Raw genomic sequence first — 16,050 nt, forward strand, 5'->3', positions numbered from 1 at the left:
TGGGGGCACACGACGCTCGTCCTGGACGGCCGGCTGTGCCACTGCGGCAACCACGGCTGCGTCGAGACGTACGTGGGCGCCCCCGGCATCATGCTCAACCTGCGCGAACTCAGCCCCCGCTCCACGCTGTTGCACCCCGAGGACCAGACGGCCACCATCGACGCCCTGAGCCGGGGGGTCGCCGCGGGCGACCCGGTGGCCGTCAAGGTGGTCCGCGACACCGCCCGTTACCTGGGCGCGGGCATCGCGGACCTGGTGAACCTGTACAACCCCGAGGTGGTCGTGCTCAGCAGCTGGGTCGCCAGGAAGCTGGGCACGCCACTGCTCGACGAAGTGCGCGAGGCCGTCCGCCGGCACGCGCTGCAGCGGCCGTTCGCCGCCACCGAGATCGTCCTCTCTCCCGTCCCCACCGACCCGGTCTGTCTGGGCGCGGCCACGTTCGCCCTGGAGGGCGCCCTGCAGGCCGTGGGACAGAGGTCACCGAAACGCACCACCCCCGCAAGGAGCCGTACCGCACCGCACCGCCTTCATGACGACGGAAGGGATGCACGTGTCTCACCCCCACCGCAGTAGATCGGTCCTCCTGACGGCCGCAGCCGTAATGGCCGTCGCCGGACCCCTGATATCAGCACCGCCCGCTTCGGCCGCCACCGGCACCGCCGCCGAGGTCTCCCCGCACGCCGCCCAGACCATCGACGACATCGGTGCCTCGGGCGCCTGGTGGGTCAACGACCTGCAGAACTTCTCCCCCAAGGTCCAGGCCCGGGTGGCGAAGCTGCTCTTCTCCATGCAGGGCCTGGACCTCAGCTCGTACCGCTACAACATCGGCGGCGGCGGGGCCGCGGTCACCACCCCGGCCCGGGCCGCCGAGGACTTCCTCAACTCCGACGGCTCGTACGACTGGAGCAAGGACAAGGGCGGTCAGGACTTCCTCAAGTACGCCGCGAAGTACGGCGTCGAGGACCTGATCGGCTTCGTCAACAGCGCGCCCGCCCAGTGGACCACCAACGGGCAGAGCTGCGGCGGCCAGTTGAAGGCGGAGGACGAGACCGCCTACGCCGGGTACATCGCCGACGTCACGGACCACTTCTCCCGCCAGGGCGTGGAACTGGACTACATCAGCCCCTTCAACGAGCCGGACAACGACTTCGGTTCGTGCGGCCAGGAGGGCATGCAGGTCACCGTCGACCAGCGCGACGACATCGTGCGGGCGCTCGGCGCCGAGCAGCGGGCCCGGCAGCAGAAGACGGGCATCATCGCCGACGAGTCCAGCAGCACCGCGCTGTTCAGCACCGAGGTCCCGCAGTGGCTGTCCCAGCCGGACACCGCGCAGTACGTGTCCGCGCTCGCCCACCACACGTACAACAACCCGACCGACGGCCAGCTCGGCAACGTCTACGAGACCGCGAGGACGGCCGGCAAGACGTCCTGGGCCTCGGAGATCTGCTGCTTCGGCAAGGGCTCGACGGGCTGGAACCAGGAGTACGACCCGTCCATCGACAACGCCCTGCTGATGTCCCGGATCATCTACAAGGACTTCGCGAGCGCCCACGACTCGGCCTTCCAGTGGTGGGTGGCGCTCGCCAGCGGGTACGGCAGCGACCCGTACACGAAGAACGACGAGGGCTGGAACGACGGCCTGATCTACTACGACCCCGACTATGCGACCGACGGCAACCAGACGCTGTACTTCACCAAGCGGTACTACGCCCTCGGCCAGTACAGCAAGTTCGTGAAACCCGGCTCGGTCGCGCACAACGTGACCGGGGCGCCGGACGGGGTCGAGGTGTCGGCCTACGACAGCGGCGGCAAGTGGGTGGTCGTGGTGAACAACCAGAACACCACCGACACCCCGCTGAGTCTGCACTTCAACAACGCGACACCGGTGCGGGCCAGGGAGGCGGTGCGGACCTCGGCCACCGAGGACTGGGCCGACGTCGCGAAACCGTCGGTGAGTTCGGGCACGCTGTCCGCCACCCTCGGCGCCCGCTCGATCACGACGTACGTCTTCGACCAGAAGGGACACGGCAGTTCGGCCGTGGCCGGCGCGCTGGCGGGCAAGCAGTCCGGCAAGTGCCTGACGGCGGACGCCTCCGGGGCCGCGATCGCCACCTGCACGGGCGCGGCGGACCAGTCCTGGTCGTACGACGCGAAGGGCGCCCTGAAGGGCCCGAACGGCTATCTGACGGCCTCCGGTTCCGGCCTGTCGGCCACCGCCGGCTACACCGGTGACGCAAGCCAGCGCTGGCTGCTGAACGCCAACGGGCAGATCCTCAGCGAGGCGTCCGGCAAGTGCCTGGACGTCAGCGGGCAGGCCACCGCAGACGGCAGCAGGGTGATCCTCTACAGCTGCAACAGCGGCGCCAACGAGGCCTGGACCAGGCAGTAACCGCACCGCACCGCCCCGACCGAGGGCCGCCGGCCACCCCCTGACCCGGCGGTCCTCAACTCGCTCTGCTTTCCCACCTGTTCGTCATCCCGAACCGGGTGCAACGTTTCACGCAGACTTCGTCCAACCTCTTGCCGAAGTATTAGCCGAAGGTTAACGTCCCGCTCCGCAACGCAATTTCAGCCATCTGGTTCCGAGGTCCCACGGGCCGTAGAGGCACAGCCGCACTCGACAGACAAGGACGTCAGCATGTCGGCACTCAGCAACAACAACTGGTCCCGCCGGTCCCTCTTCCGGGCGGCGGCGGGCATGGCCGCCGCCGGCACGCTGGCGGCGTGCGGCAGCAACAACGGCAGAGGCGGGGGGAGCGGGTCGGGCACCCAGCTCACCCAGTACTTCCACGCCTACGGCGAGGCGGGGACGGAGCAGGCCCTCAAGCGCTACGCGGCGGCGTACAAGAAGGCCGACGTGAGCACCAACTGGATCACGGGCAACAACTTCGAGTCCGCGCTGTTCGCGGCCCTGCTCACCAAGAAGGCGCCCGACGTCTTCGAGTTCCACCCGCAGCTCCAGCTCGTCAAGAGCGGCCAGGTGGCGGACCTGAGCGACATCATCGACCCGGTCAAGGACGACTTCAACCCGAACGACATCAACTCCCACACGGTCGACGGGAAGATCTACGGGATCCGGATGATCGACGACCCGCAGTTCTTCTACTACCGCAAGTCGATGCTGGAGAAGGCCAAGGTCGACGTCCCGACCACCCTCGACGAACTGATAGAGGCCGCCGCCAAGCTCACCACCAGCAAGGTCAAGGGCGTCTTCCTCGGCAACGACTTCAGCGCGATCCAGAACCCCATCATCTGGTCCGCCGGCGCCGACACCATCAACGACAAGAACGAGATCGCCTACCACACGGACGGTGTCGTCGGGGGTCTGAAGCAGCTCCGCACCCTGTTCACCAGCGGCAACGTGCTCCTGGACGCACCGACCGACTTCTGGGACCCGTCCTCGCTCAACCAGGGCCTGTGCGCCATCCAGTGGGGCGGCATGTGGTCCATGCCGGCCATGCAGAAGGCCCTCGGCGACGACCTCGGCATCTTCCCGTTCCCGAAGATCGGCAGCGCCGGCAAGCCGTCCGTCTACAACGGCGGCTGGTCGATCTTCGTCAACGCCAAGGGCAAGAACGTCGACGCGGCCAAGGAGTACGTGAAGTGGCTGTGGATCGACCAGAAGAAGTACCAGGAGGACTGGGCCACCTCGTACGGCTTCCACATCCCGCCGCGCACCTCGATCGCCAGCGGGGCCACCAAGCTCAAGTCGGGCCTGGCCGCCGAGGGCGTGAAGCTCTTCACCGACTACGGCCACTTCGACAACATCGCCTACGACCAGACCATGCAGACCGCGTTCGCCGACGTGATCGCGTCCTCCGTCCGCAAGAACGGCGACCCCGAGGCGGCGCTCGACACCTGCGACAAGAAGGTCAACGTCGAGCTCAAGAAGCTGTTCGGATAGGCCACCGGGAAGACCACGACATGTCGACCACCACCACACGCGGGGTCGCCCAGCCCGCCCCGGCCAAGGCCTCCCAGGCCCGGCCGCGGCGGGGCCTGCGGGGCAACCCGACCGTGAACTTCTGGCTCTTCACCGGGCCCTTCCTCATCGGCCTGGCGATCTTCGTCATCGTGCCGATCGGCTGGAGCGTCTGGCTCAGCTTCTTCGACGCCCGCTACACCGTCACGCCGAGCCATTTCATCGGCTTCGACAACTACAAGCAGATCCTCACCAACAGCGGCTTCCCCGACTCGCTGCTGACGTTCACCGTGTTCGCCGCGTTCATCGTGCCGACCACCTGGGCGCTGTCGCTCGGACTGGCGCTGCTGGTGAACCAGCTGCGGTTCATGCGGGCCTTCTTCCGGTCGGTGTTCTTCCTGCCGACCGCCGTCTCGTACGTGGCCGCCGCCCTGATCTGGAAGATGTCCATCTTCAGCGGTGTCCGCTTCGGACTCGCGAACACGGTCATCGGCTGGTTCGGCGCCGACACCATCGCGTGGATGTCCAACCCCACTCCGCCCTGGTACTGGCTGGTCATCGTGACCCTGCGGCTGTGGATCCAGTCGGGCTTCTACATGATCCTGTTCCTGGCCGCACTGCAGAACATCCCGGCCGAGCTGTACGAGGCCGCCGCCATCGACGGCGCCAAGCGGGGCTGGCAGACCTTCCGGTACATCACGCTGCCGCAGCTGCGCGCCACCTCGACCGCGGTGATCCTGCTGCTGCTCATCGCCGCCTACCAGGCGTTCGACGAGTTCTTCAACATCGTCGGACAGAAGGCGACCTGGGCGCAGACGCCGCTCATGGAGCTCTACAAGACGGCCCTCGGCACCAGCCAGGACTACGGCGCGGGCAGCGCCGGCGCGGTCATCCTGTCGCTGCTCATCTGCCTCGTCACCCTGGTCCAGGGCAAGTTCATGGGATTCGGAAGGGGGGATGAGTCCAAGTGACCACCACCGCACCTCGGGTCGGCAAGCGACGCAGGAAGGGCGGGGGCGTCTTCGGCAACACGGGTCTGTACGTCGCCGTCGGCATCGCCGCCCTGCTCTTCCTCATCCCCTTCTACCTGATCGTCCGCAACGCCCTCTCCACGGACCTGGAGATCACGGGCGAGAACTGGAAGCTGCTGCCCTCCTTCCAGTGGGGCAACATCTCCGAGCTGTTCGACGACCCCACGGTCGAGTTCGGCCGCTCCATGGTGAACTCGCTGGTCGTCGCCGTCCTGACCACGGTCGGCACGCTCCTGGTGTGCTCCCTGGCCGGCTACGGCCTGGCCCGCATCCCGTACCGGCACGCCAACAAGGTCTTCTACGCGGTCCTGGCCACACTGATGGTCCCCACGGCCGTCACCTTCGTGCCCAGCTTCGTGCTGGTCTCGTCACTCGGCTGGGTGGACACCTACCGCGGTCTGATCATTCCGGGCCTGTTCAGTGGTTTCACCTGCTTCCTTTTCCGGCAGTACTTCCTCGGATTCCCGAAGGAGCTGGAGGAGGCGGCACGCGTGGACGGGCTCGGCTACTGGGGCGCGTACTGGCGGATCGTCGTACCCAACTCGCTGAACTTCTTCGCGGCGATCGCCACGATCACCTTCATCAGCGCCTGGAACTCCTTCCTGTGGCCGCTGGTCATCGGCCAGGACCCGAGCTCCTGGACCGTGCAGATCGCGCTCTCCTCCTTCATGACCAACCAGACCGTCAACTTCCACCTGATCTTCATGGCCACCGCCGTCTCCATCCTGCCGCTGGTGTTCGTCTTCCTCTTCCTCCAGCGCTGGCTGGTCCAGGGGATCGCGCAGACCGGCATCAAGGGCTGACACACCTCGAACACGCCTCGAAAACACCTCGAAAGACCTGGAGACCGATGTCTTTCCGCTCCGCCACGGCTGTCGGCTACGTCGAGGACGTCTCGCCGGGCTCCGGGGCTCTGCCGCCTCGCGCCTGGTACCCCGCCTCGGACGCCACGTCCCTCTCTCTGAACGGCAGTTGGCGCTTCCGGCTGTCGCCCACGGCCGACGCCGAGGACGACTCGTTCGCCGAGCCGGGGTACGACGCCGGCGGCTGGGCGGAGGTCCCGGTCCCGGGGCACTGGGTACTCCAGGGGCATGGCGCGCCGATCTACACGAACCACCTCTACCCGTTCCCGGTCGACCCGCCCCGGGTCCCGACCGAGAACCCCACCGGTGACCACCTGCGGTTCTTCGACCTGCCCGAGGGCTGGGACCCGGCGGACGGTGGGACGGTGCTGCGCTTCGACGGCGTCGAGTCCTGCGCCCGGGTGTGGCTGAACGGCACGGACATCGGCGAGTTCAAGGGCTCCCGGCTGCCGCACGAGTTCGCCGTCGGCCGGCTGCTGAAGCCGGCCGGCAACGTGCTCGCCGTCCGCGTCCACCAGTGGTCGGCCGGCTCCTACCTGGAGGACCAGGACCAGTGGTGGCTGCCCGGCATCTTCCGGGACGTGACCCTGCTGCACCGCCCGGCCGGCAGCGTCCTCGACTTCTTCGTGCACGCCTCCTACGACCATGTCGCCGGCGCGGGCACACTGCGCGTCGACTCCGACGTGGCCGGCCGGGTCACCGTGCCGGACCTGGGTATCGACATCGCCACCGGCGAGCCGGTGACCGTCCCGGTCGAGGCGTGGACGGCCGAGACCCCCAGGCTGTACGACGGGGTGCTGGCCACCGAGGGCGAGCAGGTGCCGCTGCGCATCGGCTTCCGGACGGTGGAGCTCGCCGACGGCCTGATCAAGGTCAACGGCAGGCCCGTCCTCTTCAAGGGCGTCAACCGGCACGAGTGGCACCCCGAGCGGGGCCGCGCGCTCGACCTGGAGACCATGCGCGCGGACGTGCTGCTGATGAAGCGGCACAACATCAACGCGGTCCGCACCTCCCACTACCCGCCGCACCCGGCCTTCCTCGACCTGTGCGACGAGTACGGCCTGTGGGTGATCGACGAGTGCGACCTGGAGACCCACGGCTTCACCGAGCAGGCCTGGCGGGACAACCCGGTCGACGACGACCGCTGGACCCCGGCCCTGCTCGACCGGGCCGCCCGGATGGTCGAGCGCGACAAGAACCACCCGTCGGTGGTGATCTGGTCCCTGGGCAACGAGGCCGGCACCGGACGCGGCCTGACCGCGATGGCCGAGTGGATCCACGGCCGGGACGCTTCGCGGCTCGTGCACTACGAGGGTGACATCGACTGCCGTGACACGGACGTGTACTCGCGGATGTACGCCGACCACGCCGAGGTCGAGCGGATCGGCCGGGGCCTGGACGGCGGCACCCACAAGCGCCGTCAACTCCCCTTCATTCTCTGCGAGTACGGGCACGCGATGGGCAACGGCCCCGGTGGCCTCGCCGACTACCAGCGGATCTTCGAGTCGTACGACCGGCTCCAGGGCGGCTTCATCTGGGAGTGGATCGACCACGGCATCAAAGACGACCGCTACGACTACGCCTACGGCGGCGACTTCGGCGAGGAGCTGCACGACGGGAACTTCGTCTGCGACGGACTGGTCTTCCCCGACCGGCGGCCCTCCCCCGGGCTTGTGGAGTACAAGAAGGTGATCGAGCCCGTCCGCATCGAGGGCGACGGCGCCACCGTCCGCGTCACCAACAGGCAGGACTTCGCCGATCTGTCGGCGCTGGACTTCGAGTGGTCGTACCAGGTCGGCGGCGAGACCGTCGAGTCCGGCAGTCTGGCCGTACCGGCCCTGGCGGCAGGTGAGTCGGCGGAGGTGAAGCTGCCGGAGCCGCCGGTCGCCACGGGCAGCGGCGAGACGCAGTGGACGGTACGGGCCCTGCTGGCGGCGGACACCGTCTGGGGACCGCGCGGCCATGTGGTGGCCTGGGGTCAGATCCCCGTCTCGGGGCGGCAGTTGCCGTCCTTCGCCACCTCCGCCGGACCGGTGGTGTCCGGCGACGGGCTGGTCACCCTCGGCCCCGCCGTCTTCGACGCGCGCAGCGGCGCGTTGCGGAGCATCGGCTCGGTGGCCGTGACCGGACTGCGTCTGGACGTGTGGCGGGCGACGACCGACAACGACGACGGCGCGGCCTGGCAGAGCGACATCCGCTACGGCACCCTGTGGCGGAAGTTCGGTCTGCACCGCATGCGGCACCGCCTGGACGCGGTGGAGCCGGCCGGCGACGCCCTGACCGTGCGCACCCGGGTGGCGCCCGCCGCCTGGGAGTTCGGTCTTGTGACGGTCTACCGCTGGACCACGGACGGCAGCCGCCTGCGGCTCACCGTGTCCGTGACCCCGGACGGCGACTGGACGGTGCCGCTGCCCCGGCTGGGCGTCCGCTTCGGACTGCCGGCGGCCGACCGTGTGCAGTGGTTCGGCGGCGGGCCGGGCGAGGCGTATCCGGACACCAGGACGGCGTCGGTGCTGGGCCGTTGGCAGTCGACGGTGGACGACCTGCAGACGCCGTACGTCCGTCCGCAGGAGAACGGCGCCCGGGCGGACGTCCGTTGGGCGGAGCTCGGCGGCCTGCGGATCGAGGGCGACCCGGAGTTCTGGTTCACGGCCCGCCGCTGGACCACCGAACAGCTGGATGCTGCGGAACACCGCACCGACCTCGTCGCCGACGCTGCATCCGACAGCGGCTCCGCCGCGGGGGTGTGGGTCAACCTGGACCACGGCCAGCACGGCATCGGCTCGCAGTCCTGCGGCCCGGGCGTCCTGCCGCAGTACCAGCTCCACGCCGGACCGGCCGAGTTCTCCTTCGTGTTCTCGGACATCGGCTGATCCGCTCCGCCCTGGAAGGCCCCGGACCGTGCGTGGTCCGGGGCCTTCGGTCCGCTCAGCGTCCGTGCCCGGCGGCCCCGCAGCGGTACAGGGTGTAGCGCGAGACGTGGATGGGCGAGCAGTGGCCGATGGCCCAGCGGACCAGGGCCCGGCCCGGGGTCTTCGCGCCCCGGGCGCGGTGGGTGAGGTCGGCCGCGGAGAGCAGGACGTAGCGGAGCCGGCCGGTGTCGATCAGGTGGTGGAAGGTACCGGCTGCGGGGTACGGCACATGGGCGGTGAAGCCGCCGAGCGGGAGGATGGCGGCGTTGTCCGAGAGGATGTACGGCGCCGCCATCTGCCAGCGGGGCACGGCGGCCAGGTAGCGGGCGCCGTCGCGGTGGGCGGTGAGGTAGGCGAGGACGCGCTGCTGGGCCGGGGTCAGGGCGGAGGCGCCGTTGCGGGTGGCGATGCTGCCCGGGCCGATCCGGCCGAAGCCGCCGGGCTGGTTGTAGCGCAGGGAGGTCGCCGACACGGACCAGACGGCGGGGACGACCAGGACGGCCGCGAGGGCGACGGCCAGGGCGGTCCTGCGCGGACGGGACCCGCCGACGGCGAAGAGGACCAGCGCCGGCAGGGCGAGGACCGCGGCGACACCGACCGACCAGGTGAAGAAGCGCGGGTAGTACAGGGTGAGGGCCGCGCACCAGCCGACGTTGACGGCGAGGACCGCGCACAGCACGTTCCGGCGCCGCACCCGGGTCACGGCCGTCGCGGCCAGGGCCGACAGGCCGACCGCCACCACACCCATGTAGTAGGTGTGTCCGGTCACGCTGCCGAAGCTGAAGACCAGGAAGAACGTCACCAGCCAGACGCCCCACAGCAGGTACCCGGCCAGGAACGGATCGGTGCGCTGCGGGCGGCGACGCCACAGCGTGACCAGCCCGGCGGCCAGGCCCAGCGCCGCCAGCGGGTACAGCCAGCCGGTCTGACTGGCCAGCCCGGGGCTGAACATCTTCCAGACGCTGTCCCCCATCCCCGCCGACGCCCTGCCGTGCGCCCGGTCGGCGACGATGCTCCCGGTGCCGGCCGCGTCGACGCCCAGCGCCTGGAAGCGGGTCAGGAAGTTGTAGCCGACGACCAGGGCGATCGGCGAGTTGTCGGTCGTGCCGTCGAGGTAGGGGCGGGCGGCGGCCGGGGTGAGGCCGGCGGCCAGCATCCAGGACAGGGACACCGCCAGCATGACCGCCCCGGACACGGCGAGGTCCCGGATCCGGCGGCGCAGCGTGGTCGGAGCGGCCACCAGATAGGTCGCGGCCAGCGCGGGCAGCACCGCCCAGGCCTCCAGCATCTTGCACTGGAAGGCCGCCCCGACCCATACGCCGGCCAGGACGAGGGTGCGCAGCCGGGCGTGGGCGGTGGCCCGCTGGGTCGCTTCGACGGCCAGCAGCAACAGCAGGACGAACGGCGCGTCCTCGGTGACGGAACGGCCGAGGCCCACGGTCACCGGGGTGAGCGTGAGGAAGGCGGCGGCCAGCAGCCCGGCCGGTACGCCGGCCCAGCGCCGTACGACCACGTGGAGCAGGACCACCGAGGCCACGCCCTCCAGGGCCTGCGGGACCACCAGGGACCAGGGGTGGAAGCCGAGGACCAGCGCCGACAGGGCCTGCGGCCACAGGAAGCCGGGCAGCTTGTCCAGCGTGATGGAGTTGCCCGGGTCGAAGGAGCCGTAGAGGAAGGCCACCGGGTTGTCGGTCATGCTGCGGACCGCGCTCGCGTAGAAGGCGTGGTACGCGCTGTGCCAGATGCCCCAGAAGAAGAGCAGCGCGGCGACGGTGGCGATGCCGGCGAGGATCGGGCGCTCGTAGCGCTGGGTACGGCTCCGCGCCCGGGTCGGCGGGGGCGGTGGCCCCTCGACATGGACGAGCGGCTCGGCGCTGACAGGGCTCGGCATCGCGGACGGCCTCCAGGACTCCCGTGTATCCAGGACTTCCAGAACGCCCTGGACTTCTACGGCCTCTAGGACGACTGGATCTCGACGAACGTCACATCCGGAATGTCAAGGAACATTCAGGATGTTCGTGAGTATCGGTCGTGGAAGCTGTAAGGATCCTGAACCCTGCCGGTGTCTCACCGCCCTCTCACTGCAAGCTCACCCGGCACCGTTTCAGCGGGCCGGCCGCCCGGCGTGCTGGGCCGCGAGGCGCACCGGGGCGTTCTGGGCGCCGTATCCGCGATACCCGGGATCCCGCTCGACCAGTTCGAAGAACACCCGTCCGACCGTCCGTGTGTAGCAGTGCCGGAAGACACCGCCCGCATCGTGGTCGTAGAGGATGCCGAGGTCGCGGTACGTCTCCAGCTCGCCGTCGGCGAACTCGTACCGGGCGGCGAGGTCGTCGTGGTAGTTGGCGGGGATGGGCAGCAGCCCGCCACCGGCGGCGCGGAAGGCCCGGGCCGCGGCGACCACGTCCTCGACGGCCAGGGCGATGTGCTGGGCGTGCAGGGTGTCGTCGGCCGGGGCCGCGCCGACCCCGAGGGCGATCCGGACGCTGCCGTCGGCGTTGGTGACGGCACGGGAGCGCAGCAGCCCGTAGGGGTCGGCGACGTCGACGCTCTCCTGGGCGTGCAGGCCGAGGACGCTGCGGTGGAAGAGGGTCGCCTCGTCGTACTGGTGCCAGGGCTGGACGAGCGCGAGGTGGTCGATGCGCGCCGCAGCCGCCCCCGGCTCGTGCGGTACCTCAGCGAAGTCGGCCCGCCAGTCCGGGAGTTCGGGGCCGCGACCGGTGGCACAGAAGAACAGTTCCGTGCCGTCGGGGGCGGCGACCGCGTCGAGCGGGGCGTCCTCGGGGGCGCGGCGGCGGGGCAGCACGGGGGCGAGCAGGGCCTCGGCGCGGCGGGCGGCGGCCCGCGGGTCCGGTGACTCCAGGCCGACGGCGGCGAGTCCGGTGCCGTCACGGCGGGCGGCCGGGCCCGTGTTCACCAGGATCCGGGCCTCGCCCTGCTCCCACAGATCGACGGGCTTGCTCCGATGACGCGCGGTCCGGGCGAAGCCGAGCGCGCCGAGCAACGCCGACACGGGTTCGGCGTCCGGCGTGACGAGTTCGGCGAAGGCGACTCCCGTCGGCGCCACCGGCGCGGGCAACTCCCCCGCTCCGACGGCCTCCTGCAGCACCAGCAGCGAACGGTGCGCGTCGACGGCGGTCGGCCCGGCCTCGGCCTGCCGGAAGACGTCGTTGAAGACTTCGAGGGAGAGCGGCCCGTCGTACCCCGTGCGCAGCACATGCCCTACCAGCCCGGCGACGTCGAACCCGCCCTGCCCCGGGAAGCACCGGTAGTGCCGGCTCCACTGGAGCACGTCCATGGCGAGCAGCGGGGCATCGGCCAGCTGGAGGAAGAAGATCTTCGCACCGGGGATGTCCTCGATGCCCTTGGGATCGGACCCCCGGGAGAGGATGTGAAAGCTGTCGAGACAGGTCCCGAGCGCGGGATGCCCGGCCGCCTCGACGATCCGCCAGGCGTGGTCGTACGTACTGACATGCCGCCCCCAGGCGAGCGCCTCGTAGGCGACACGGATCCCGAAGTCCTGCGCGAGCGTTGCCAGTCGGGAGAGCTGCTCGGCCGCGAGATCGTCGTCGTCGATCCCGAGCGGGGAGACGGAGGAACAGACGAGAACGGTGTCGGCCCCCAACTCCCGCATCAGCCCGAACTTGTGCCGGGCGCGGCGAAGGTTGCGCGCGAACTCGTCGTCCGGAACGGCTTCGATGTCCCGCATGGGCTGATAGAGGTCGACGGTGAGCCCGAGGTCGGCACACCGAGCCCGTATCTCGCGGGGAGACAGCGGACTGGCGAGCAGGTCGTTCTCGAAGATCTCCACACCGTCGAACCCGGCCCGCGAGGCGGCGGTGAGCTTCTCGGTCAGTGACCCACTGAGCGAGACAGTAGCGATGGAAGTACGCATGACCTTTTTCCTTACGTCCACTGCAACGCACCCCTTCAGGGGCGCGGGGCTGTATCAATTTGCGGCTGCCGCCGCGTGGGCGCGACCAGCCACAACCGGTCCGCACCCGTCACACGACCTGCCCCGCCGATTTCCCGGCCAACTCCCCGATGTCGGCCAGCATCCGCCCACTGTCCGGCTCCCGCCCCGTGAACAACCGAAACGCATCCACGGCCTGGAACACAGCCATCCCACCCCCGTCGAGCACGGCACACCCCAACGCCCGTGCGGTACGGACCAGTTCGGTCTCCAGCGGCCGATACACGACCTCAGCCACCCACAGCCCGGGATGCAGCAACTCCGCAGGCACCGGCAGCCCCGGATGCGCAGCCATCCCGGTGGGCGTCGCATGGACGAGCCCGTCCGCACCGGCCAGCGATTCCGGCAGCCGCTCCAGACCCGTGGCCACCGCGCGGCCCGCCCCGAACTGCCCGCACAGCTGCTCGGCCAGCCCGGCCGCCCGGTCGGCCACCGCGTCCACCACGGTGACCCGCTCGGCCCCCAGCGTGAGCGTCGCATGCGCGACGGCGGCCCCCGCGCCCCCGGCGCCGAGCTGCACCACCCGCTCCAGCGAGGCATCCGGCAGGCCCCGCGCGAACGACGCCGCGAACCCGGTCACGTCCGTGTTGTGGCCGACGGCGCTCCCGTCGGCCTCGAAGACCACCGTGTTGACCGCGCCGAGCGCCTCGGCCTGCGGGGCGAGCGCGTCCAGGTGCTCGATGACCAGCTGCTTGCAGGGGTGCGTGATGTTCAGCCCGTCGAAGCCGAGATCACGCGCCGCCCGCACCAGCTCCCCCACGGCCTCCGGCGGAACGCCGACCACGTCGATGTCGATCAGCCGGTACAGGTACCGCAGTCCCTGCCGGTCGGCCTCGCGCTCGTGCAGGGCCGGACTGAGCGACGGGCCGATGCCGGAACCGATCAGTCCGACGAGATACGAGTCCTTGGCCACGTGGCCCTCCTGAGCGGCATCGCTAATGTACGAACTAGTACGTTAGCTATAACACCGGAGGCCACGGCAAGGGAAGACCTCGTCGACAACACCCGCGGCACGGGCTTCTACAATCACCGCACCGGCCTCTCCCTCGAAGGAACCCGATAGGAACCCGATGACCAGCGTCGACGAACCGGCACAGACCACCGGACGGCTCCGTGACGCCGCTCGCACCCAGGCCGAGATCCTCGACGTGGCCACACAGGAGTTCGCCCGGGCCGGCTACGACGGGGCCCGCGTCGACGAGATCGCGGCCCGCACCCGCACCACGAAGCGGATGATCTACTACTACTTCGGCGGCAAGGAGCAGCTGTTCACGGCGGTCCTGGAGCGCGCGTACGGCGTGATCCGCGAGGCCGAGCAGCAGCTGGACGTCGAGCATCTGGACCCGGTCGCGGCGATCCGCCGGCTCGCCGAGCTGACCTTCGACCACCACGAGCAGCATCCGGACTTCATCCGTCTGGTCAGCATCGAGAACATCCACGGCGCCGAGCACATCGCGGCCTCCGCGAAGCTCGGCAGGATCGGCTCGCCGGCGCTCGAGGTGATCCGCCGGATCCTGGCCACCGGGCAGGAGTCCGGCCTGTTCACGGCCGATGTCGACGCCGTCGACCTGCACGCGATGATCAGCTCGTTCTGCTTCTTCCGGGTGGCGAACCGGCACACCTTCGGCGTCCTCTTCGGCCGCGACCTGGTGGATCCGGCGCAGCGCGCGCACTACCGGGCCATGCTCGGCGACATGGTGATCGCCTACCTCACCGCGGAGCGCGCGGCGGACTGACCGCCGCGGGGGCAGGACGGGGCGAAGCCGGGGGCGCAGCACGGCCGCGGCCGAACGGGACCGGCAGGACCTCTTGACACCGGGGAAACGCGAGCGCAACATCCGTACCCATCGCGACTAACTACCCAGTGGGTTAATTAGCACCGACCCCCTGGCCCGCCGACCCCGTCATCCCTGGGATCCGGCCTTCTCCCCCGCCGCTCACTCCGCTTACGTTGGAGTTCCCCGAAGGAGCACCGCCGTGTCCGTCCCCGCCCAGTCCGCCGCCACCGCCGTACCACCCGGTGGCCAGCCGAAGAAGGCCGCCATGGCCGCCTGGATCGGCAGCGCCCTGGAGTACTACGACTTCTTCATCTACGGCAGCGCGGCCGCGCTGATCTTCCCGAAGGTCTTCTTCGACGAGTCCGACCCGGCCACCGCGACCCTGCTCTCGCTCGCCACCTTCGGCGTGGCGTACGCGGCCCGCCCGGTCGGCGCGCTGTTCCTCGGGCACTTCGGGGACCGGATCGGCCGCAAGAAGATCATGGTCTTCACGCTGCTGCTGATGGGCCTGTCGACGTTCCTGATCGGCTGTCTGCCGACCCGCGCCCAGGTGGGGGGCCTCGCCCCGGTGCTCCTGGTGCTGTGCCGGGTGCTGCAGGGCATCTCGGCCGCCGGCGAGCAGGCCAGCGCCAGTTCGATGAGCCTGGAACACGCGCCGCCGAACCGGCGCGGCTTCTTCACCAGCTTCACCCTCAGCGGCACCCAGGGCGGCCAGCTGATCGCCACCCTGGTCTTCATCGCGGTCTCCCAGCTGCCCGAGGACCAGCTGATGTCCTGGGGCTGGCGGGTGCCGTTCTGGCTGAGTGTCGCGGTGGCCGTGGCCGGCTGGTTCATCCGGCGCAAACTCCAGGAGACCCCGGCCTTCGCCGAGCAGGCGGCGGGCGAGGGTGTCGTACGGCTGCCGCTGGTGACGCTGCTGCGGCACCACTGGGCGGACGTGCTGCGGGTGATCGGGGGCGCGCTGATCGCCTCGGTGAGCACGATCTTCACGGTGTGGGCGCTGGCGTACGCGACGAGCGACTCGGTCGGGATGTCCAGGACGTCGATGCTGTGGGTCGGTGCGCTGGCGAACCTGGTGGCGCTGGGTGCGATCCCGGCGTGGGCCACGCTGTCGGACCGGATCGGCCGGCGGCCGGTGTACCTGATCGGCGCGGTGGGCAGCGCGGTGGCGATGTTCGGCTACCTGTGGGCGATCTCCACCGGCTCCTACCCGCTGATCATGCTCCTCGGGATCGTCGCCTTCGGTGTCGTCTACAGCGCGGCGAACGGTGTCTGGCCGTCCTTCTACGGCGAGATGTTCTCGACCCGGGTACGGCTTTCGGGCATGGCGATCGGTACCCAGATCGGGTTCGCGGTGGCCGGGTTCGCGGTGACCTTCGCGGCGCAGATCGCGGGTCCGGGCGGCGACGACTGGTCGGCGGTGGCCCTGTTCACGGCGGCGCTGTGCGTGCCTCCGGTCATCGCCGCCCTGTCGGCACGTGAGACCCACACCCTGGCCACGGAGGACCTCGGGTCACGCATCCCCCGCGAGGCGTCCCGGCCGGAGACCGTGACGGCCTGAGCCGGTCGCG

Annotated in this window: 11 protein-coding genes; 8 read left to right on the forward strand and 3 right to left on the reverse strand. The window is 70.0% G+C overall.

What is annotated here, in order from left to right; genetic code table 11:
- The 6 genes from ACFWPS_RS45365 to ACFWPS_RS45390 all read left to right on the forward strand — a co-directional run.
- The coding region (locus ACFWPS_RS45365) for an ROK family protein (protein WP_383717748.1) at positions 1 to 573 on the forward strand (573 nt) is incomplete at its 5' end.
- Positions 545 to 2,389 (forward strand): glycoside hydrolase, encoded by a 1,845-nt coding sequence (locus ACFWPS_RS45370; RefSeq protein WP_383717750.1) that lies wholly within the window; start codon positions 545 to 547, stop codon positions 2,387 to 2,389. The genes ACFWPS_RS45365 and ACFWPS_RS45370, both read left to right, overlap by 29 nt.
- Before the next feature lie 249 nt (positions 2,390 to 2,638).
- Positions 2,639 to 3,904 (forward strand): ABC transporter substrate-binding protein, encoded by a 1,266-nt coding sequence (locus ACFWPS_RS45375; protein ID WP_383717752.1) that lies wholly within the window; start codon positions 2,639 to 2,641, stop codon positions 3,902 to 3,904.
- A 20-nt stretch (positions 3,905 to 3,924) separates the two neighbouring features.
- A complete protein-coding gene (locus ACFWPS_RS45380) occupies positions 3,925 to 4,893 on the forward strand; it encodes a carbohydrate ABC transporter permease (RefSeq protein WP_383717754.1) in 969 nt (322 codons plus the stop codon).
- On the forward strand, positions 4,890 to 5,756 hold the full coding sequence (locus ACFWPS_RS45385) for a carbohydrate ABC transporter permease (protein ID WP_383717757.1): 867 nt from the start codon (positions 4,890 to 4,892) through the stop codon (positions 5,754 to 5,756). Before ACFWPS_RS45380 ends, ACFWPS_RS45385 begins: the two co-directional genes overlap by 4 nt.
- A 47-nt stretch (positions 5,757 to 5,803) precedes the next feature.
- The gene (locus tag ACFWPS_RS45390) at positions 5,804 to 8,689 is read left to right on the forward strand and encodes a glycoside hydrolase family 2 TIM barrel-domain containing protein (protein WP_383717759.1); all 2,886 of its coding nucleotides are present in this window, start codon (positions 5,804 to 5,806) and stop codon (positions 8,687 to 8,689) included.
- 55 nt (positions 8,690 to 8,744) lie between these two features.
- On the opposite strand, the gene ACFWPS_RS45395 is transcribed toward ACFWPS_RS45390, so the two are convergent.
- From ACFWPS_RS45395 to ACFWPS_RS45405, 3 genes are all read right to left on the reverse strand, one after another.
- The gene (locus ACFWPS_RS45395) at positions 8,745 to 10,619 is read right to left on the reverse strand and encodes an ArnT family glycosyltransferase (RefSeq protein WP_383717762.1); all 1,875 of its coding nucleotides are present in this window, start codon (positions 10,617 to 10,619) and stop codon (positions 8,745 to 8,747) included.
- Positions 10,620 to 10,832: 213 nt separating this feature from the next.
- Positions 10,833 to 12,623 (reverse strand): bifunctional sugar phosphate isomerase/epimerase/4-hydroxyphenylpyruvate dioxygenase family protein, encoded by a 1,791-nt coding sequence (locus tag ACFWPS_RS45400; RefSeq protein WP_383717765.1) that lies wholly within the window; start codon positions 12,621 to 12,623, stop codon positions 10,833 to 10,835.
- 109 nt (positions 12,624 to 12,732) lie between these two features.
- Positions 12,733 to 13,614: a shikimate dehydrogenase gene (locus tag ACFWPS_RS45405; RefSeq protein ID WP_383717768.1), complete on the reverse strand. Its 882-nt coding sequence runs from the start codon at positions 13,612 to 13,614 to the stop codon at positions 12,733 to 12,735.
- Between the two features lie 157 nt (positions 13,615 to 13,771).
- Between ACFWPS_RS45405 and ACFWPS_RS45410 the strand changes: the two genes are divergently transcribed.
- On the forward strand, positions 13,772 to 14,437 hold the full coding sequence (locus ACFWPS_RS45410) for a TetR/AcrR family transcriptional regulator (RefSeq protein ID WP_383717770.1): 666 nt from the start codon (positions 13,772 to 13,774) through the stop codon (positions 14,435 to 14,437).
- Between the two features lie 307 nt (positions 14,438 to 14,744).
- The gene (locus tag ACFWPS_RS45415; RefSeq protein ID WP_383717823.1) at positions 14,745 to 16,040 is read left to right on the forward strand and encodes an MFS transporter; all 1,296 of its coding nucleotides are present in this window, start codon (positions 14,745 to 14,747) and stop codon (positions 16,038 to 16,040) included.
- Positions 16,041 to 16,050: the final 10 nt, after the last annotated feature.

The sequence above is a fragment of the Streptomyces sp. NPDC058457 genome (assembly GCF_042720695.1).
Classification (GTDB): Bacteria; Actinomycetota; Actinomycetes; order Streptomycetales; family Streptomycetaceae; genus Streptomyces.

What these genes read in the sequence shown, in the direction of transcription:
- ACFWPS_RS45370 (WP_383717750.1), top strand. Translation starts at nt 545, where the DNA reads ATGCACGTGTCTCACCCCCACCGCAGTAGATCGGTCCTCCTGACGGCC.
- ACFWPS_RS45375 (WP_383717752.1), top strand. Translation starts at nt 2,639, where the DNA reads ATGTCGGCACTCAGCAACAACAACTGGTCCCGCCGGTCCCTCTTCCGG.
- ACFWPS_RS45380 (WP_383717754.1), top strand. Translation starts at nt 3,925, where the DNA reads ATGTCGACCACCACCACACGCGGGGTCGCCCAGCCCGCCCCGGCCAAG.
- ACFWPS_RS45390 (WP_383717759.1), top strand. Translation starts at nt 5,804, where the DNA reads ATGTCTTTCCGCTCCGCCACGGCTGTCGGCTACGTCGAGGACGTCTCG.
- ACFWPS_RS45395 (WP_383717762.1), bottom strand. Translation starts at nt 10,619, where the DNA reads ATGCCGAGCCCTGTCAGCGCCGAGCCGCTCGTCCATGTCGAGGGGCCA.
- ACFWPS_RS45400 (WP_383717765.1), bottom strand. Translation starts at nt 12,623, where the DNA reads ATGCGTACTTCCATCGCTACTGTCTCGCTCAGTGGGTCACTGACCGAG.
- ACFWPS_RS45410 (WP_383717770.1), top strand. Translation starts at nt 13,772, where the DNA reads ATGACCAGCGTCGACGAACCGGCACAGACCACCGGACGGCTCCGTGAC.
- ACFWPS_RS45415 (WP_383717823.1), top strand. Translation starts at nt 14,745, where the DNA reads ATGGCCGCCTGGATCGGCAGCGCCCTGGAGTACTACGACTTCTTCATC.